Origin of the sequence: Catelliglobosispora koreensis DSM 44566 (assembly GCF_000379685.1) — a bacterium.
GTDB lineage: Bacteria > Actinomycetota > Actinomycetes > Mycobacteriales > Micromonosporaceae > Catelliglobosispora > Catelliglobosispora koreensis.
The window spans coordinates 86,848-103,002 of record NZ_KB903254.1 but is presented as its reverse complement, the minus strand read 5'-3'; the positions used below and the strand labels follow the sequence as shown (position 1 = coordinate 103,002).

Genomic DNA, 16,155 nt, shown 5'->3' with positions numbered 1-16,155 from the left:
GGGAGGCCGTGATGGGCATGGCAGCAGGAATCTACCCGGCGGCTGACATCGGCAGTCGAAGACTTCGCCGGCAAAGGCCGGTGACCGTGCTGACAAGTCAACATCTCCTCGACGGCTCAACCGTGCCGTCAGCGCACTTCTCCTTCACGCCGAGTGGCTTTGTCAGGTCCGCTAATGCTGCGGCGGGAGGGGTGATCATGCTGAGATGCCGCCTCAAACCATCGCTGGTCGGACTGCAAGTCGGGGTCGCCCGCCCGAAAGCGGTCGACCCAGCTAGTCAAGTCGAGCGACTTCACACCATCTCCCGGGATTAGGCACCGTAGTCCGGGCTCCGTACGTCGATAGCCGAAAAACAACCGCGCGAGCGGGCTCTCATTCGGCTGGTATCCGTACTTCTTGGCAAATTGGGGCCGCAGAGGACCGACTCCCCGAAGCCCTTCAACCAGCTCTTTCCAGTACCTAGAACCGTAGTCAAAGTGATTCTTCTGGTAGTTGAGCGGAACGAAATCGCAATGGATCTCACCGATTATCCGGCCCTCGTTGCGCGGTGAGTCAATCGGGTACTCAATTTCTTGTAGGTCTGATGAGTTCCATACGAATAGTGATTTGTCTCGGCGAAGGATCTTCCGGCCGTGCGAGAGGAAGTCGATACCGAAGTCGTTGCGGTCTAGGTAGCGCTGAATCCCAAGCCAGCCCCAGACGCGGTTTGAGCGGGGGCGCACCCGTCCTTGGCAATACTCGCAGCTTAAGACGTCTGAATCGTAGATTGCACTGCAGGTTCCGCAAAAGTGAGTCGGGCTTAGCTGAATGTCGATGTTCATGACTGCGGGAATCAGTTCCGATCCGCGTTCCACGGAGCGTGTCTCGCTCCAGGCGCAAGGCATCCGCGCAAGAACAGGCTCTCCGTCGACGACGATTTGAAGGCCGCCATAGCGCAGTAGGTAGCTGAATGTGTCGCCAAGCCATCGTGCCAGCAGCCGAGGCTTTAGAGGAGCCATGTTGAGCGAGCCTGGTTCATGACGAATGGCGATGCGATTCCCCGGTTGTGATTCGGCGGAACTAGATCGGACATCGGTGGCATCAAGGACTGACTCGGAACTCTGCATCCTTCTCATATCAAGCGTTGCAGTTAGTGATCGATTTGTTTGATGTGCGGTCGACTCGACGGTCAGGTGCGTGCCTAGCCGCGCAATCGCGATAAGTACAGACATGCCACTCGCACTAACGGACTTGTCGTGTCTTGGATCTCCGGGCGGGTCGGAGGAGTTTCCGAGGTCAGTCAGCCAGTAGGTGACGTCGAGCGGCTGCCCGTCGTCTGCGATCGAAACCCCACCTTCCCAGGTGGTCAATTCGATCAACAGCGGTGAATCAGGTGACCAACGTCTGCGAAGGCCATTGTCGACCAATGCAGCCACGCAATCGATCGGATCGAGTGCGATCTCTCGCAACACGGAAAATAGCCTGAAACCTGCGTTCTGGCGCAGCCGTCCATGCTCTGCAAAGTCTAGAGGCACTTCCGGGATGAATTGCGGTCCTAGCTGATTAGCCAGCTGCGATAGGCTTCGCATCGACTCGGCCAGACGTTCGCCGGTCGAATTTAGGATGGTGTCACTTGCATCTTGATCGACCGGGCCGAAGAGGGGTGTGGACACCGTGAGGGTGTCTGCCTGGGTTAACAGGTCCTCTGTGGACAGCACGCCGCCGCTCAGGCGAAGGAGTTCGGCGACAAGGTTCGTATGCTTGGCAATTAGGTGGTTGTTGAGCTCGTATGCCTGGCCAAGTAGCCGGTTCGCCTCCATGAGCTGTTCCTCGGTTCTATCACGCCTCTGCTCTGCCGCCGAAAGTCGAACCTGCGCGTCCTCAAGAAACTCCGCGGCCATACTGGATCGTGCACGAGCCTGACGTTCGCGATTCAGTTGATGGCGTAACTCATCGCGTTCGTCGGTAAGTTGTGAAACTGCCACCGTCATTGCGCCGAGGATGAACGCAAGTAGCTGGCCTGCGTCGTTGCACGTCCGGATGGTGGACCGGATCTCGACAGACCTAGCACTTAGGAAGTCGGCGGCTTCGTGGAGTGCCTTCACCGCGAAAGGGGTCATCGCATGCTGGATGGTTTCGACGGTTGAGCGAGTGGTACGTGCTTGTTGCCAAAGAGTTTTCGCCTTGTTGAGCAAGATAGCCTGACTGCGCGCGTCCCTTGGTCCAACTGCCTCGACCAAATTCTTGGTGAACTCCCAAGTGGGCGTTTCGGCGCCGCCAAGGCTACGCGAAATGGTGTCCTTGGTGCAGTGGATCACAGCGGCAAGATCGCGGATGGTCATCCCGCTTTGTTCGACTTGATCTCGAAGCCATTCAGCCATTGCTTGCTGCGCTTGGCTGCCAGGCTTTAGCTGGCCCCACGGACGACCCTTTCTCTTGGTCATCGGCGTGGCACGCGATGTAGCGCCGGGCTGTTGTCGCGAGACAAACCAGGTATGTCCAATTTAGTCAGCCGATTGACCATGTCCCTTATGAGATCGCGAGCTGAGACAAATGGTCAAGCCCTCACCTTGGAATGCGACAAGACATCGTAGGTTCCGGGAGGGGAAGCATGCGCCACGCGCCGATTCACGACTCAGGGTCCGCGTCTTTGGGCCGCAGCAAGACCGAACGACCCGTACAAACACATGGGGAGGGAGCGGCTGCCGCGGAGTCTCACACCGCCACGACCGATGCAATGTTCCGGAGTCGGCTGATGTCATACGTGCGCGCTGTGAACGATCAAGCAGTGCCCCTGACAGGCTGCGGTGAGCGCTATGAGGACCTTCTTGACTATGTGTTGAGCTCGGTTCCAGGGTGCCGTGTTCAGCGCAACACACTCAATCACTACCGGACGGAGGAGGTGGATCTGACTATCGCTAACGATCGACTCTGCAATGGACTCAGGATGCTTCCAGAGCTGTTCCTGGTGGAGTGCAAAAATTGGTCGGTTCCCGTCGACAGCACGACGATAGGTTACTTCGTCAACGTAATCGCCGATCGAGGGTGCTCGCTCGGAATTCTTGCGGCGGCGAAAGGCATCACGGGACGCCCAGAGCACCGTAGCAGGGCCTACGCGATCGGAGCGGCAGCTCTTGTCCGAGGATTGAGGCTGTTGGTCATCACACAGGATGACATTATGCGCCTCAATAGCCCCATGGATGTCGTCACGTTACTGCATCACCGGAACCACTCGTTGACTGCGCACGGGACAATCCATCTGGGGTAATTTAGTCACGAATCCCTACCCGCTGCGCGGGCTGCTGTCAGGTGTTGGGCCGGGTGTCTGGGCAAGCTTTTGATCATTGAGGTAAATACGGCATATGCTCTGAAGTACCAGATGTTGTGGGGTGATCGAATGTCCTCAGCTGCGTGGTTAGCCACAGAATGCGATGCCCTAATGCTTGGGAAGATCGAGAGTGACAGGACTCCGGTCGACGATCTGCCTCCGCGTAAGGGCGTCGATGTATTTAGGGAACTCGGATCGCCACGGTGTTTGGAGTGGCGGGCTGTTAAGGCAGACGACGCTGAGGGCGATGGCATCAATCGTTTCCTCACGCTTGGATTGGTTGTAACACTCTCGGAGTTTGGGGAGCCAGTCTGGTGTGACGTCGCCTTTAGTGTGGATGTCGATGACGATCGTGGCTTCGGGCGTCGGCCGACACATGCTTGGGGGATATCCGCACAGGAGGACCCGCGGCCAAGGCTTGAGGCGATGCGTGACCACTGGCTCAGCGCCGCAGACCGTATGGGGAGTAGCGAGATTACAAGCTTGTATTGGCCATCGCGTTACTCAAGTCCGGACCTGACAGACAGCGGCATGATCGGCGCTGAAGAAATCCGACGCGCGAATGATGCCCGGCTATAGGTCTGGGGCGAACACGTTGGCACGGAACAACATCGCGGCAACTTGACCGCTCGCGGTAACAAATGTGGTAACGGGGGAGGGTGAACTGCCCGGTATGTGCCGTCACCGGATAGCATTGACTGGCAACAGTATTCGCACCTGACGGCATGTCCTGATACGGTGAAAACCCTTGTGACACAATCGTTACGAGGCCCCCCTGGGGGTCAAGGGGCCGTGGGTTCAAATCCCGCCATCCCGACTGGTGAAATCACCTGATCAGGCCGCATAATTCATGCGGTCTGATCTATTTTTTGATCACGGCTCGACACATGTTTCGACACGTACGGTCGTACTGTTAGCGCTCTGAACCGAGATAGAGATCGTCACTAGGTCAGCGTCTGTGGCGCGTTGCTGCTGCTCGTGGCTGGCATTGGCCGCGCAGACCGTGTCGGCCTGCGTCTGTCCTTTGTGGATAGTCGCGACACATCCACGACACATGATCTCGGCCAGAGCCCTCTTCGGTACGGCATGGGAGGCCGTGATGGGCATGGCACCGGGAGTGTTCTTCGATAAGCCATCTGGTTCGTTTGGGTTCCGGATGGATCTTCCGCGGCAGGCGGATGGGAGCCGCCGTCAGGCGAAACGGGTGGGGTTCGCGACGGACGTGGAGGCGGCGGCGGAGCGTGACCGGCTGCGCCTGGTGGCGCGGGCGGGTACCCAGCGGGCGCGGCTGGCCGGAACGATGAAGACGTTGTGCGAGGGGTGGCTGGAGTCGCGGAGCCAGGAGCTGAGCAGCAACAGCGTTTACAACTACCGGTGGCTGCTTGAACTCACCTTCCCGTACATCGGCGGTCAGCGGGCGTCGGTGCTGACGGGCAGTAAGGCCGAGGATGTGTACAGGAAGCTTGAGGCGCTGGGCTACTCGCGCACGACTTTGCGAACGCTGGATCTGGTGCTGACCAAGGCGTTCGGTGACGAGACCGGTCGGCATCTCGGCGCCCGCAAGCCCAGGCCGTCCGATGATGAGCGTCTGGTGTGGACGCTGAATGAGGTGCAGCGGTTCCTCGCGGTGACTGTGGGGGATAGGCGGCACGTGCTGTGGAGGCTGATGGCCGTGACCGGGCTTCGGCGCGGTGAGGTCTGCGGGCTGAAATGGGAAGACCTGAACCTGGACTTCGGCATGTTGACGGTGTGCCGTCAGCGGATCGTGGAGGAGAAGCCACGCCGGATCGTGGAGAAGCCACCCAAGTCCCACAACGGCCGCCGCACCATCGCCGTCGATGATGAAACAGTCGAGCTGCTGCGTAAGGCATCGCTGGATTCTCAGTCGGTGTACGTGTTCACCGGCCGTACCGGGATGCCACTGCGGCCCGACAACGTGACGGGCCAGTTCAACAAGATCGCGAAACGGGCAGGAGTGCGGCCGCTCGGGCCACATCAGCTGCGGCACCTCCTCGCCTCCAGCCTGCTGGACCTCGGCTACGGCATCCACGAAGTCGCTGAACGCCTCGGCCACGATCCTGCGACGCTGATGAAGTACTACACCCGGGTCAACGCGGAACGAAGGATCCAGGCAGGACGCGATGCCGCGCAGCTAATGCTGGCTTAGGTGAGGGGGCTGGTTCCGAAGACCTTGAGCTTCGGAAAGGTGCGACTAGGTGTTTAGCGATTTCGTCCGTGCGCGCACACCGATAGATTCCCTGGAGGGGGACTTATCGATGCTTTCGTAATGGACCGGCGTCGCGGTAGTGAATCTCATAGATCCACTCTTCGGGATAGTCGCCTATCTTCAGCCAACGGTAGGCCAAGACGTGGTGACGGCGACGAAGAACATTCAGCTCCTCGGAACCGTCGAGCCAACCTCCGAGTTCCGCCATCATCGCCTCCTCACCGAGGCCGGTGGAGAGTAGGCCATCGATGAGATTAACCTCGTTGACAGCCAGAATTGCAGTCCCCAATGGGCCTTGCTCAGACGGATCGCTCTTTCCTGCCCGCTGGGCCGACGCAAAGATCCACTGAGGTAGATCCCGTCCTTCAACCATCTGCGACCTCCGTTCGCGGCGTACCGGCGCGGATCTTAGGGTGCAACGTAACAGGCACTGTCCGCATTGAACATTTGCAATCTGTAGTTTGGCACCATGCGGGTGGCACCCTTAATGAGCGTCCGTCCAAACACCTTCGCTGACGGGACCATTGATGGTTCTACTGCGCGACCGCTCGCCACTGCTGTTCGCGAGCCTGGAAACGTTGTCGCCTATGAGAGCAGGCGGATGCACAATGACAGCGGACCGGTGGCAGGGCCGGGTTATTGCGGCGACGAGAGCCAGCGGGGTCTAGAGAATGCGCGCGGCGGACCGGTGCTCGGCGACTATGCGCGCAGCGAGTTCGGCGCTGATTTGCTGGGCGTATCTGCCGATCTCCGCGAAGCTGACCGCATCCTCGGCAACGGGACGGACGTTTCGTGGCATGCCGTGCCCGAAGCTTGCGCTGTTGCTAACGACCCCCACTTTGCCAATAGATATCATGTTGGCGGGCTCAAGACCGGCAGCCGGCACAACCAAACCCGCCGCCGGAATAGGCAGTGATGTCAATACATCGAGCATTGTCTTCAGCTGACTGACGAGGTGCTCCTCGTCGAGGATCGCCCCGATGGTGCCGCGTGGCAAGGCCGTCCAGGCTGTCCGCTGTCCAGAGCGAGTTACGGTAAGACCGGCAACCTTTCCACGTTCTTTGCTAAGTACCCACGTCTTGCTCGCGTCCGCGCTGGCGTCGAGTTCCTCGGTCGAAGAGAACAGCTGGTGCCGTCGACCGATATCAGGAAGGGCGGCGCTGAGCTCCGCGAGCTCTTTAACTTGGAGCCGCGCTTCATCTCCAACCGGAACGAGATGCAGCTCGACGGCTTCGTAACCGTTCTGGTTTGGCAACCGGCCGTCGAGGTCGGACCGCCAGGTGATGGCGACTGGGGTGGCCTGACGTAGCCATGTCAATCGACCCGCAACAGTTGGCATTACTTCCGTAACGGAAGCGCTACTGGTCTTCGATCCAGGAAACGTCGGCCGAGTCGATGGCTTTGCCCTCCCAGTCTTTACCCCTGCCAGGAGCCGTGAGGCAGCAGCCTCGCTGTCGAGATCGACGAGGTTGATGTGTACCACTTGACTTAGGAGGCCGGTCGGTTCGCACTTCTGCACCATGACCGGCACCAGGGCGCGCTTGGCGCCCTCTGGGTCCGCAGCGAATGCCGCAGCCCATTCGGCCTGTGGAAAGCTGGCTTTGAGGTACGCGGGAGACAGGACGGCGATCATTCGGGCGGACTGGCGGAGCGCCTTTTGCATCTCCATCACGAAGTTACTACCGGGCCGGAAATCCCACGCTTGTATCACGACTGAGTAACCGTCGTCTTCCAGCACGTGGCCAATCCACTCAGCCCAATCGGCATTGGCTGAGTTGTAGGAGATGAAAAAGTCTTTCCGATCCGCGTCCATGTCACCAAGGGTAAATCCGCGATCGATTGACCTAGCAATTGCCCGGCGGAATCGGCGGGCGTGGCGGCACAACACCCACTGACTTTGTCGTCGTGACAAACACGGTATGCCGAATGCGGGACATTCATGACGCGGGCGGTAGCAACCTGAACCGCATCGACCCAGGACCGCCTCTCGCCCTTGGCCAGGTCCCGTTGCACCTGGTTACATCGGGTATCAGATAATTTGACGATGGATCTCAACCTCGCGCGCCCAGCTGGCCTTGACGAGGCTGCGTGGGCAGCCATCGAGGACAGCCGCGCCCGCCTTGAGCGTGCGGTGAACGACGGTGACCACCCTCTCGCGATCGGAACAGCGAAGGATCTCGCGGAGGCAGTGGCACGGACCGTTCTTGGTGCGCGCGGTGAGACGGTCGTCAGCTCCGACGATTTCGGCAAGGCGATTAACGGCGCGCACTCGGCCCTGCACCGACAGCCAGGTATTGGTTTGACCGACGATCCCGTCGTCCGGAACATTGCTCAGAGCAGCCGGAACATCGTCCTCGAACTGCCAGCTGCACGTAACCGGTGCGGTACCGGTCACGGCCGAGCTGTGCTACCCGACGTTTCAGTCGAGCTGGTCAACATCTCTGTTAGTGGGGCACTGCTATGGGCAAGATGGGCACTTAACGCCTCGAAGCTCTAATCTCTGGTTCGATGCCGGCTCTGGCTCGTGACTTGCTTGACGGCAAGGTGTTCCGCAGCGGCGAGCTCACGCAGCGGCTAACCGCAGCTAACCTACCTGGGCTGGAGGAGGACACGCTCCGTCAGCTCGGTATCGCCGTTGCGCACCGCGCGATGAACAACACCTTCGTCATTCAATTTGACGGTGTCGAAGCATGCGCAGCGGATACGTCCCTTGAGCGATGGCCGGCCGCGTACCGCGCTGGTGTCGCTGAAGGACTGCTCCTCGATCGGAACGGCTACGTCAGCCCGAACGTCTGGGGCGCCAACCATCTCGCGCTCGTCATGGCAGCGCACCCTGATGCAGCGGCAGTACTAGAGCAACTAGAGACAAAGGTGCGCGCAGCTGATTGGGCGTACGCCTATGCGGGCAATCCCGTTCTGCGGACGGAGGTCACGAGCGCGCTCGGGTCATCGTTGGCGATCTTGTCCACCGCAAAGGCCCAAACTGCGTTGACTGAAATCATTGGTCTGCTTCGGGACCGGGCTAACTCAGGCGGGTAGAAGCGGGTGCGGGTACGCATGGTCGACTGGCGAGTGGTTACGGATTTCTGTGTTCGGGGACCTTTAGGACGCCCGGGACCGGGGCTACCGAGATTGATATCGCGATGCGTAGGCTCGTGCTACTGGGACTGGGCGGCGTCGGGGCGGCGCCTGTACCGGGTTAATGGGAGGCGTTCTGATCCTCGTCATTGGACAATTAGCAGGTGCTCCCACAGCTTCTCCCCGGCGCGGACCGTCGCACGGCACTCAGTATCTTCACCAGTATCCACACCTCTGCCGTCAATCTGCGTGGCGGCGGCGGCCACGGTAACCTCCTCGGCCGCTATCTTGATTGGTCGGACGACTCCGCTGCCCAGCTCCGCGGGCAAGTGCCCCGAGGCGAGATCGATCGCCTGATCTTCACCGATCGGCACCGTTTGCTTTGGGCCACACGCGGAGCCGTGTCCGGCTTAGACGGTGCCGTCGCCTTCGAACTCGACGAACGCATCGCCGCACTCGAATCCGCGAAGAAGGCCATTAACGACCGGATCCAAAGCTGGCAACGCGTCGATCGGTTCCTCGCCCTGGACACCACCTTCTTCCTCCAGCATGACAAGCCCCTGCGCGAAACCAACTTCCATGATCTGCTCGACGACAACCGGGAAAACATCCAGATCCTCGTACCGCTTGCCGTGGTGGACGAACTCGACCGGCTCAAGGAAGGCGCGGAGCGTTATCGTGCGCGAGCACGCTACTCGATCGCCGTCCTCGACGATCTGCTGCAGAACCCCGGCCTATTGCTCCCAGAGGACGGCATACCGGCCAAAAGCAGTCGCGAAACCCGTGTCGAGGTCATCATGGACCGCCCTGGCCACGTCCGGCTCGCCGACGCAGACGACGAGATCGTCGACCGGATCGCCACCATCGAGCCGTTCACAGGCAAGTCGATCACCCTTTTCACCTTCGACACTGGCATGGCGTTACGCGCACGTGCCGCCGGGCTCACGGTGGCGAAGTTCAAAAAGGACCCTGGCCCCGAACAGAGGCCCCGCCGGGAGGACCAGTTCCATGGCCCGTCAACCTTCACCATCTGGCGGAGCCGCTCCGGTTGGGAAACCTGACCAGGAAAGCAGGAACCGACCGGTCATTGGTGGTCGGACTACTTCCGCTTTCGATGGCGGGTGTCGGACAGAGTTCTTCAACGCGTTGTCGGTTAGCAGCTCGAATCCCTTCAGAGCAGAGGGTGCTAGCGGCTACGTGCGTTTCACAAGCAGCTCGTGGATGGAGCTGCTTGTGGCCTCGCCAGACTTGAGGCTGGCATGTTTCGAAACTGCAGGAATCCCGATGACGGATCCGTTCGAAATGTAGTAGAGCTTGAATTCAGCCCGTTGGCTTAGGCTCACCCCAAGTCCAAAAGCGAGGCTTACTGGACACTTTATATAGAGATGAAAGGTCGGTAGCGTCGAGCTTGTCGTCAATGTTCGGGTGGTGACCTCATCTATGAATCGGCCGATCGTGCTGCAACTCCAGTGAAGGATGTATGTCATGGCATCCTCGTGTTCAGGAATCGATCGCGTTGGTTCCGCTATGTCGAGCACAATGGAAGCAGTGCACGCTAGTCGATGTGCATGATGCAAAGCCGCAGCCTTAAACGAGTTTTTGGTGATATTGACAATCAATGCGATGTCAGAGTGGTTTCGGTCGGCATCGAGGTGAATTTCGGAAATCAGAGCTACTGGCGTGTGTCTGCGGCGGAGCTCTCGCGGGCTTTGAAAATTGATGGCTTCGTAGAAAGGCGCCTGAGATCGGGTCGTCTTAATGCGTTCCTGTAGTACCAGCACATTGGAGACATTCCGCAGTCTCGCACCTAGCTGAAAGGCTAATGGCGTCGGTAGTGATAGGAACAGCGCTGTTGGCACATGGGGCCTCGCTGTCTCATCGATCTCACGACGTTCCTCGGACAGAATGTCGTCAATAATCTTCTTGGTGAGACTGCTTTTGGCAAGGTCGGACTCCGTTACCTTGTACTCATACGCTCGGCCTCCGGCAAGTGATCCTCTAACATAGTCCTTGGCTTTGTCCTGCCATCGACTGCTCCAGTCGGGTAGCCGCACGGAAACAACCAGCGCCCGTTGTCGGCGTCTCGGCTTTGATAGGACGTGCAAAGTGAAGAGAGCTGCGAAGGCCGCCAGAGCAATGGCTGCAAACGTAAGCATGTAAGTTGCTTGGTGTCTCTCCTCGGTGGATAGATAATTTGCGACAAGAGAAAGAGCCATTGCGAAACTAGCGCCGCTGAGCCAGTTGAGAGCATTGCTGATACGTTCGCGAATGGTGTTCAACGCTCTCCAAGGGATCTCGGTCACAGACAGTTGGTCAGAGGGTTCAGGGTCTAGGCGAGTGTATTGCTAACTGTCTAGATGTCACCCAATCGAGCGCGTCTCGATCAAGAGCCTTCGCCCGCCCATAAGTCTGATCGCGATACCGCCAGTCGTTGCGGGACAAGTTCAGATCTCCAGCCACGTGCGATACGGATGTCGCGGGTGACGAGATCGCCCGTAGCGGTAAGGAACTCGGCAAACCTGCGCACGATCGGCCATGGGGGCACTGCTTCGCTTACCCAGACGATGGCCAGGCTTTCGTCACTGGGTGTGAACGGGCCGTCGGGCGTCGTGTCTGGGACCGTAACGGCGATGCCGGCCGCATCACGCCAGCCCGCGATTCCAATCAGCTCGTCATGCTCGCCTGCCAATGCCGACATCGCACATATGCGTCAACATGATGTTCGTTGAGCTGCGGGAACCGCTTGATGTCGGTACCCGGAGGGGCACCGATCAACAAGAAAGCCTTCCATGACATTGGATCGCTATTTTCGGGACTCGGTGCTGGGCTGGTCTTGCGCGCTGCCACTTGCATGGCGCGGTGCCGGACACAGGCGTCGGGTCGCAACATAGCTGATCTTTGCCTAACGCGAAAATAGCGCCGACAACTGATGTCGATCACATAAAATGGCTCGAGTTAATTGGATGGTCGGAGAATTCGTATGAGTACCACCCTCGGCCTGGATCTCCAGGCTGGTTGCAATATCGCGCTGGACGAAATGTATGGGGATTGGTATCGCGATCCGTGGGCATGGGTTGAGTTCCAGTGGCTCAGTGGAAACGCCTCGAAATTCGACCTGAAAGATCTTCTGAAAAAGGCGGATGGAGAATACTCGCTCGCCGTACCACCGGGGTTTCATCTGACTGAGGTTCCAAAGAATCGGTTGGGGGTTCGCCCTGCGGTGATACAGGACCCGTTGACTCGGGTGCTGTATGCGACCGCGGTTGGCTCGAACCTCACTAAGCTGCATGAGAGCCTGCCTGATTGGGTGTACGGCTGGCGCGCGCGCGAGGGTGTGAAGAACCGCGCGGCTAAGAACAGGCTGGAGTGGGCAAACTATTTAGAAGGAATCCCGGCCAAGGTCGGTTCGCTGTCAGGTCTTCAGATCGACATCTCTTCGTTCTTCGCCTCAGTAAGGGCAGAGGTGTTGACTGACACAGTCTTTCAGCGGATCGGAAATACCGCAGCTGCGGGCATAATCCAGGACGTACTCCGTCAGCACGATGCCCTTGTTACCCGTAGCGGGTTGCCTCAGCGCAGTTTCGCCTCGGCTGCGCTTGCACATGTTTATCTCCGGCCAGTTGACGACGCTCTCGTATCAGCATTATCGGCTGGCGTGGTTTGGGCGACGCGATGGATGGACGACATCAGCCTCATGGGTGCGGAGGAACGGCTCTATCAGGCCTATTTGGAGATTCAGGACAGGATTCGACAGCTCGGGCTGGAGCCGAACGCCGCGAAAACCAAGCTGACGACGGCAGCTCAGCTTGTGACAGACCTAAAGCATGAGGGACTCAAGGAGGTGCCGATTCCCAAGCGAGTCAGATGGGAATCGTCCGGTGCGCCTACAACAGTGGAGGACATCGGAGCACTTGAGAGGCTTGAGGAAGCCGTGCTGGCCGATCCAGGGCCACACACTCGTACTTGGCTTCGCGCGACACTAACATCCCTGGTGCAGCGAGAGATGTATGGATCATGGGAGAAATGGCTCCAGGCTGCCAAGCAGATCCCGCATGCCGCAGACGCGCTCGGACGGTATCTTCGAGCCTTTGCAGAGTACGCACCTGAGGATGAAACGTATGAAAAATGTTGGGGCGATCTCGCGGATTGGTTTGGTGAGTACTCGGCGAGCCCCTGGTGCTCCCTCGACTGGGTTGCGGCACAATATGCGCTAATTTTTCCTACGAACCGAATCACTGGGCCCGTTGAGGAGGTTCTTACCAACTGGCTGGCCGAAAGTTCGGACGCACAGAAGGTTGCGATCGCGGCGCAGCGGCTGGGAGCGTCCCGACCGGGAGACTGCCGGGACATTTTGCGAGCACGCGTAGACCGTGTGGCAGATCCTGTCTTGCTTCGCATCATGGGGATTTCGCTTCTTGAGGCTGGCGCGGATCGGACCACTGTTCGCGCGATCCTTAAGCGAGACCGCCGGAACGCGGTCGTGCTCGCGATGTTTGAGGATACGAGCTGGAAAGTGCCGAAGGTGTCTCTCGATTTCGTCGCCAACCGTTCGTGATGCGCCATCGCAGGCGTAGCAACGCTAGATGGATCTGCTGACACGAAACAGCATCGCGACACCTTGACTACTCGTGGTAACAAATGCGGTAACAGCGGAGGGCGAACTACCTGACTAGAACCCAGGTCTAGGCCCAGCAACTGTAAGAGTCTTCGTGGTTGTTTATCCATTGTGTCCGGAAAGCTTCCGGGGTCAGGCCGTCCAGCGAGCCGTGCGGCCTGTACGTGTTGTACTCGATACGCCAGTCTTCGGCTAGTACCTGCACTTCAAGGAGCGTGTTGAACTGCTCGCAGACCAGCAGCTCGTCGCGGAACCGGCCGTTGAACGACTCGCAAACCCCGTTCTGCCAAGGGGATCCAGGATCGATGAACGCCGGGTCGACACCGGTGAACCGGCACCAGTCAGCCAAGGCGAATGCCGTGAGCTCAGGTCCATTGTCCATTCGGATGTGCTCCGGGCGGCGCCCCAGCGAGGCGACCAGGCCGTCAAGAACCGCGACCGTGGCATCGGCGTTAAATGACCGCGCGGGCCTGGTAGCGAGGGCCTCACGGGTGAATTCGTCGATGATGTTGAGGAACCGGACCTGCCGCCCGTCGACGGTGACGTCGACCTGGAAATCTAAGGCCCACATCTGATCCGGGCGCTGTGCCCGCATCCGCTGATGCCTGGCTGGGCCGCAGCGCTGCTTCTTACGTGTCCGCTGCGGGCGTTTCAGCCCTTCCTCAACCCACAGCCGGTGAGTGCGTTTCCTGTTGACTACCAACCCTTCCCGTGCGGCGATCACGTGCGCTTTGCGCCAGCCCCACCGCGGATGCCTGGCCGATATCTGGCGCAGTCTTGCCCGCAGCATCTGCTCGGCGTCCGGGACTGTCCTGGCTGGGCGGCGCTGCATCGAGCGGTGCTGGCCCACGACCCGGCATGCCCGGCGTTCGGATACCCGGAACCGTTGCTGCAGAACGACTACTGCTCTGCGCTTGCGGTCCGGGCTCACCAGTTTCCCCGGCCCAGCTCCTTGAGCATGTCGATATCGAGCAGCTGATCGGCGACGATCTTCTTCAGCCTGGCGTTCTCACGCTCAAGTTCCTTGAGCCGCTTGGCATCATCGGCTTTCATCCCGCCGTACTGCGCCACCCACCGGTGCCACGTCGGCTCCGAAATCTCCAGCTGCTTACACACCTCAGCCAGCCCTTGCCCCTGGCCGATCAGCTTCTCACCCTCACGCAACTTACGAATGACCTGCTCAGGCGTGTGCCGTCTTGTACCCATCCGTGATCGTCCTCCCAGCCCCATTCTGGGGCATAGGACCCTTGCAGACGATGGACCTGTTCACTGGGATCTAGTCATACCCGGTATGCGCCATCACCCGATATCATTGACTGGCAACAGTATTCGCACCTGACGGCATGTGCTGACACTGCGGAATCCCTTGTGACACAATCGTTACGAGCCCTGGGGGTCAAGGGGCCGTGGGTTCAAATCCTGTCATCCCGACTGATGGTTTTCCCTGATCAGGCCGCATGATTCATGCGGCCTGATCTATTTTATGATCACCTCGTGACACCTGTTTTGACACGTACGGTCGTACTGTTGGTCTGTTTTGCGGTGAGTGGATCTCATGTCGATTGATGCACGAGGCGCCGTTGATGTTCGTTTTGGCTGGTGACTGGACTAATAGCCAATAGTAGATCTTGGCATTCGCAGACTGTCTAATGCGGACAGTAGTGACACCCGTGTGACACATCGCCCCTGAATATGGCGGCGGCTGGGGCATACCGGCGCGGTCCCTGGTGTCAGGATGATCTGGTGCTGGGACGGATTCTAACGGAGCTTGCTGGGAGTGAGGCTCGTCAGCGGGAGCGTGCTGCGGCTGAGCTCGGTGACCTGTTTGAGGCAGGTGTCCTGGATCAGGATGAGGCCGAGCTTGCGGTTGCTGCTCTCGTGGATCTGGCTCTTGCGGAAGGAGCCGGTTCCGTCGCCGGGGAGTCGCTGAACTCACTGGGCAAGGCGTCGATTCACTATTGGCCTTCATACTCGACGGTCAGCCGACTTATTACGCTGCTGCCTGGCGCTTCGGTAGCCGAGATTGAGCACATCCTTGACATCCTCGCCAGCACACATGACCCTGCGGCTAAGCAGATCATTCTGTCGTACGTGGAGCATCCTCATGTGGTAGTCAGGCAAGCCGCGGCCGACGCGCTGGAAGAGCTTCCTGGTCGTATTCCCGGTGAGCTGTACGCGCTTGAGCGGTATGTGACTCCGGCGTACGCACGTCAGTGGCAGCTGGAGGTGTCTGCGGCGTTGGGCCGGCCGGTTGCGGTGTTCGAGCAGACCTACGGTTATCCATGCGGTCAGCAGTTTGTGGATGGTCCCGCCTCCATTGCCGAGCTCACTCTTCTCAGTAGCGGGTCATTGCGTACGAGGATGCCGAGCGAGTTGCTTGTCTGGTACGGGCAGGTGCGGGAGGTCAGCCTGCCGGACACCGCCAACGGCTTCTTCCTGCATCCGCCAGAAACCCTCGCCGCGCACGCCACAGGCGAAGGCGTAACCAGGGTCGCCGGCATATTCGAGTCGGAAGTCGTGGTGTTTGGCAGCGATGGTGGCGGAACTCTTTACGGCTTGGGGTTTCCCGCAGGGGCGCCGGTGTACCGGTTGCCGCCCGGACATCTTATTGATGGTCTGTATACGAGCCACGACCCTAGATTCGCTGTCATCGCCCCACATCTCGTTGGATTCCTGGACACGCTGCGAGACGCAGTCGTCGCCTTCGCAGAGGCAGGGGAGATCGCGGAACTCTGACGCCATCCATAGGCTGTTCGCCGCCGTTCGAGGCAGCCCAGTCGCGTCATGGCTCCGACGCGGGGCAGTCCTTCAGATGACTGGCCGGTAGTTACCCCCGGCTGGCAAGGATCTGTTGGGAGGGATGGGATGTCAGCCAATGAAGTCTTCTTCGAACCTCATTCGCAATCCTTTGGGTTCCGGATGGACTTG

General features: G+C 59.4%; 13 protein-coding genes. 6 read left to right on the top strand and 7 right to left on the bottom strand.

The features are described 5' to 3' along the window. Positions 1-128 precede the first annotated feature (128 nt). Positions 129-2,423 (bottom strand): helix-turn-helix domain-containing protein, encoded by a 2,295-nt coding sequence (locus A3E1_RS0115350; RefSeq protein ID WP_157631534.1) that lies wholly within the window; start codon positions 2,421-2,423, stop codon positions 129-131. Positions 2,424-2,554: 131 nt separating this feature from the next. Here A3E1_RS0115350 and A3E1_RS49150 point away from each other — a divergent pair, with 131 nt between their 5' ends. Continuing rightward, entirely contained in the window at positions 2,555-3,247 is a 693-nt protein-coding gene (locus A3E1_RS49150) for a restriction endonuclease (protein WP_407637365.1), read from the top strand. Positions 3,248-4,361: 1,114 nt separating this feature from the next. Further along, complete coding sequence (locus tag A3E1_RS0115330) at positions 4,362-5,474, top strand: tyrosine-type recombinase/integrase (RefSeq protein ID WP_245571198.1); 1,113 nt, start codon at positions 4,362-4,364, stop codon at positions 5,472-5,474. A 103-nt stretch (positions 5,475-5,577) separates the two neighbouring features. Here A3E1_RS0115330 and A3E1_RS0115325 read toward each other — a convergent pair whose 3' ends face one another. The 3 genes from A3E1_RS0115325 to A3E1_RS47100 all read right to left on the bottom strand — a co-directional run bounded on the left by A3E1_RS0115325 (position 5,578) and on the right by A3E1_RS47100 (position 7,929). Then, positions 5,578-5,907 (bottom strand): hypothetical protein, encoded by a 330-nt coding sequence (locus A3E1_RS0115325; RefSeq protein ID WP_020521666.1) that lies wholly within the window; start codon positions 5,905-5,907, stop codon positions 5,578-5,580. 291 nt (positions 5,908-6,198) lie between these two features. Then, positions 6,199-7,347, bottom strand: a complete 1,149-nt coding sequence (locus A3E1_RS44730; RefSeq protein WP_020521665.1) for a toll/interleukin-1 receptor domain-containing protein — start codon at positions 7,345-7,347, stop codon at positions 6,199-6,201. Between the two features lie 216 nt (positions 7,348-7,563). Next, positions 7,564-7,929: a hypothetical protein gene (locus tag A3E1_RS47100; RefSeq protein ID WP_157631533.1), complete on the bottom strand. Its 366-nt coding sequence runs from the start codon at positions 7,927-7,929 to the stop codon at positions 7,564-7,566. Between the two features lie 113 nt (positions 7,930-8,042). Between A3E1_RS47100 and A3E1_RS0115310 the strand changes: the two genes are divergently transcribed. Together A3E1_RS0115310 and A3E1_RS0115305 are read left to right on the top strand one after the other, a co-directional pair. Next, positions 8,043-8,573, top strand: a complete 531-nt coding sequence (locus tag A3E1_RS0115310; protein ID WP_020521663.1) for a hypothetical protein — start codon at positions 8,043-8,045, stop codon at positions 8,571-8,573. Positions 8,574-8,776: 203 nt separating this feature from the next. Continuing rightward, complete coding sequence (locus tag A3E1_RS0115305; RefSeq protein ID WP_020521662.1) at positions 8,777-9,673, top strand: PIN domain-containing protein; 897 nt, start codon at positions 8,777-8,779, stop codon at positions 9,671-9,673. A 132-nt stretch (positions 9,674-9,805) separates the two neighbouring features. Here the strand turns inward: A3E1_RS0115305 and A3E1_RS0115300 are convergent, their stop codons facing one another. Together A3E1_RS0115300 and A3E1_RS0115295 are read right to left on the bottom strand one after the other, a co-directional pair. Further along, positions 9,806-10,915 (bottom strand): SAVED domain-containing protein, encoded by a 1,110-nt coding sequence (locus A3E1_RS0115300; RefSeq protein WP_157631532.1) that lies wholly within the window; start codon positions 10,913-10,915, stop codon positions 9,806-9,808. An 80-nt stretch (positions 10,916-10,995) separates the two neighbouring features. Continuing rightward, complete coding sequence (locus tag A3E1_RS0115295) at positions 10,996-11,310, bottom strand: hypothetical protein (protein WP_020521660.1); 315 nt, start codon at positions 11,308-11,310, stop codon at positions 10,996-10,998. Positions 11,311-11,592: 282 nt separating this feature from the next. On the opposite strand from A3E1_RS0115295, the gene A3E1_RS0115290 reads away from it, so the two are divergent. Then, positions 11,593-13,167 carry an RNA-directed DNA polymerase gene (locus A3E1_RS0115290; RefSeq protein WP_020521659.1) on the top strand — a complete coding sequence of 525 codons (1,575 nt, stop codon included), beginning with the start codon at positions 11,593-11,595 and terminating at the stop codon, positions 13,165-13,167. 127 nt (positions 13,168-13,294) lie between these two features. On the opposite strand, the gene A3E1_RS46110 is transcribed toward A3E1_RS0115290, so the two are convergent. Continuing rightward, a protein-coding gene (locus A3E1_RS46110) for an IS3 family transposase (RefSeq protein ID WP_085952238.1) occupies positions 13,295-14,433 on the bottom strand; the annotation gives its coding sequence in 2 pieces (ribosomal slippage) (positions 13,295-14,169 and positions 14,169-14,433; 1,140 coding nt in all). Between the two features lie 537 nt (positions 14,434-14,970). Here A3E1_RS46110 and A3E1_RS44725 point away from each other — a divergent pair. Further along, positions 14,971-15,963 (top strand): HEAT repeat domain-containing protein, encoded by a 993-nt coding sequence (locus tag A3E1_RS44725; protein WP_020521656.1) that lies wholly within the window; start codon positions 14,971-14,973, stop codon positions 15,961-15,963. The last annotated feature ends 192 nt before the right edge of the window (positions 15,964-16,155 follow it).